Genomic DNA, 2,690 nt, shown 5'->3' on the forward strand with positions numbered 1-2,690 from the left:
GTCGAGCACGCGGCGGGCGCGTTGCAGCGCCTCGGTGCGGTCGGCGCCGGTCACGATGATCTTGGCCAGCAGGGAGTCGAAGTTGCCGCCGCGGCCATGATCACCTTGGTGTCACGCAGGGTCTGCTCGATGTCGCCGACCACGCCGTCGACCCGGCCGATCAGGCCCTCGGCCCGCTCGGCCAGCAGGGTCATCCGGCTGACCAGCAGCTCGGTCTGCCCGAGGAGGCCGAGCAGGCGGAACGGGATGGTGGCCGCCGACGCCGCCGTCTCCATCACCTGACCGACCGCGTACCGGGTGAGCTGGACGAGGGCGACAGGTGACGGGAGCAGGGCCATGAGCCCATTGTGCCCGCCGGGACCAGTGACAAACCGTGAGGGCGATCAAGCACCCGGTAGTAGGTTTTGGCATCCCGCGCCGGGCACGGCACTATGCATGGGTGCGACGAACCCGGCTCTGGATCTTCGCGATGGCGGCACTGGTGATCGTGGGCGGCGCGTCCCTGATCGGCCTCGGCATGCGCGACGACAGCGGCGGCACCGGCGGCGGTGGCGTGCTGCCCCGCTCGCTCACCTTCGGTGACGATCCGACTCCGAAGGCCTCGCCGACTCCGACCGGCCCCAGCCCGGAGGAGCTCGCCGCCCAGCAGCGCGCCAAGCGCGTCAAGGCGCTCGACGCGGCCCTGAAGAAGCTCGACGCCACGTCCCCGGAGTTCTCCGTCGCCGTGCTCGACAAGAAGACGGGCCAGCGCTACTCGTACCGGGGATCCGAGCGCTACGACACCGCCAGCATCGTGAAGGTACAGGTGCTCGCCTGTGCGCTGCTGCGCGCCCAGGACGCGGGCCGCAAGCTGTCGGCCGGTGAGCTGGCCCTGGCCAAGCCGATGATCCGGCTGAGCGACAACAACGCGACCACCTCCCTGTTCACCAAGATCGGCGGCGTGTCGTCGGTCAGCAAGTGCAACAAGCGGCTGGGCCTGAAGCAGACCACGGTCAACACCGCCTGGGGCCTGACCAAGACCACGGTCGACGACCAGGTGAGGCTGCTGTCCGAGCTGGTCGACACCAAGGGCCCGCTGGACTCGGGCTCCCGCAAGCAGGCGTTCACGCTGATGAGCACGGTCGACGCGGCGCAGGACTGGGGCGTGCCGGCCGTGGCCAAGGACGGCGAGACCACCACGGTCAAGAACGGCTGGGACACCCGATCGGCGGACGGCGGCCTGTGGGCGATCAACACGGTCGGCCGGGTGACCTCGGACGACGACGTGGACGTGTCGGTGGCGGTGCTCTCGCACAACAACAAGTCCATGGACGGCGGCATCACCCTGGTGCAGAAGGTCGCCAAGCTGACCCGCCAGCACCTGAAGTACTAAGCGGTCTCTGCTTCCGCCTCGGCGCCGGCCTGGCGGGCGGCCCGGCGCTTGCTGATCAGGCTGACGATCTGGCTGATGATCAGGACCAGCAGGATCGCCGCGACCACGCCCTCCCACGGCTCCGGGAAGATCGAGCCGCCCACCACCCCGATGGCCGCGTAGACCGCCGACCACAGCGCGCACGCCGGCACGTTCGCCACCACGAAGGTGCGCCAGCTCAGGCCCACGAACGCCGCCGCCAGCAGCACCGGCACCCGGCCGCCGGGCAGCAGCCGGGAGACCAGCAGCACCGGGATCTGGCTCTTCTCCAGCCGTTCCTTGACCGCCGCCAGGTGCTCCTCGTCGCGCAGCCAGCGCAGCCGGCGGGCCAGCTGCTCGCCGCCGGCCCGGCACATCGCGTACATCACCAGGTCGCCCACGTACGCGCCGGTCGCGCCGGCCGCGATGGTCAGCACGATCAGCAGCGGGTGGTCGTGGAAGGCCAGCGCGGCGGCTCCGCTCACCGCCGCGCCGGTGGGCACGATCGGCACGATGGCGCCGAAGGCGACCACCAGCGCCAGCCAGCCCATGGCTCCGAGCTCGGAGATCACGTGGCCGGCTCGAAACTGAGCGTCTCGCCCTGGGCGAGGACCCGCACGCGGGTGTCCGGGCACGCGGCGGCGGCGCGCCGGGCGAACTCCGTGCCCGGGTCGTGGAACATGTGCGCCCGGTAGCGGCCCATGCCGGCCGGCCAGAACGTGCCGTAGTGCACCGGGACCGCCCAGGCCGCCTTCACCCGGCGCAGCGCCTCGGCCCCGTCGACCGGGTCCAGGTGGCCGTGCGCCCCGAGGGTCGGTCCCCAGCCGCCGACCGGGACCAGGGCCAGGTCCAGCGGGCCCAGCGAGGCCATGTCGTCGAACAGGCCGGTGTCGCCGCCGTACCAGGTGCGGGCCGCGCCCTCGACGACGAAGCCCATCGCGACCGAGCGCAGCCTGGACCAGGGGCCGCGGCCGCCGTCGTGGGCCGCGGGCACCGCGCGCACGGTGACCGCGCCGACCGTGGTCTGCTCGCCCGGCTCGAGCTCGACGCAGCGTTGCGCCCACTCCCGGCCCAGGCCCTTGGCGACGAAGCCGGTGGCGCCGCGCGGCAGGATCAGCAGCGGCTCGCCGGGCACCGCGCGCAGCGACGGCAGGTGGACGTGGTCCGCGTGCAGGTGCGACACCAGCACCGCGTCGGGCGGGGCGGGCAGACGCGGCGTGGGCCCGGCCCTCACGCCCAGGTGGATAAGCCGGTCGGTGAGCCAGCGGTCGGTGAGCAGGGAGACAACGGAGTCGGACAC

General features: G+C 72.5%; 4 protein-coding genes. 1 reads left to right on the forward strand and 3 read right to left on the reverse strand.

From position 1 onward, the window contains the following. Positions 1-50: 50 nt before the first annotated feature. Positions 51-338, reverse strand: coding sequence for a hypothetical protein (locus AB0C29_RS42505; protein WP_360833207.1), 288 nt, complete (start codon positions 336-338; stop codon positions 51-53). Between the two features lie 101 nt (positions 339-439). On the opposite strand from AB0C29_RS42505, the gene AB0C29_RS42510 reads away from it, so the two are divergent. Next, complete coding sequence (locus tag AB0C29_RS42510) at positions 440-1,372, forward strand: serine hydrolase (RefSeq protein ID WP_360833209.1); 933 nt, start codon at positions 440-442, stop codon at positions 1,370-1,372. Here the strand turns inward: AB0C29_RS42510 and AB0C29_RS42515 are convergent. Beyond that, positions 1,369-1,962 carry a VTT domain-containing protein gene (locus AB0C29_RS42515; protein ID WP_360833210.1) on the reverse strand — a complete coding sequence of 198 codons (594 nt, stop codon included), beginning with the start codon at positions 1,960-1,962 and terminating at the stop codon, positions 1,369-1,371. The genes AB0C29_RS42510 and AB0C29_RS42515 overlap by 4 nt on opposite strands. After that, a partial coding sequence (locus tag AB0C29_RS42520) for an MBL fold metallo-hydrolase (protein ID WP_360833211.1) occupies positions 1,959-2,690 on the reverse strand: 732 nt, incomplete at its 5' end. The genes AB0C29_RS42515 and AB0C29_RS42520, both read right to left, overlap by 4 nt.

It is taken from the genome of Actinoplanes sp. NPDC048791 (assembly GCF_040650095.1).
Taxonomy (GTDB): domain Bacteria; phylum Actinomycetota; class Actinomycetes; order Mycobacteriales; family Micromonosporaceae; genus Actinoplanes.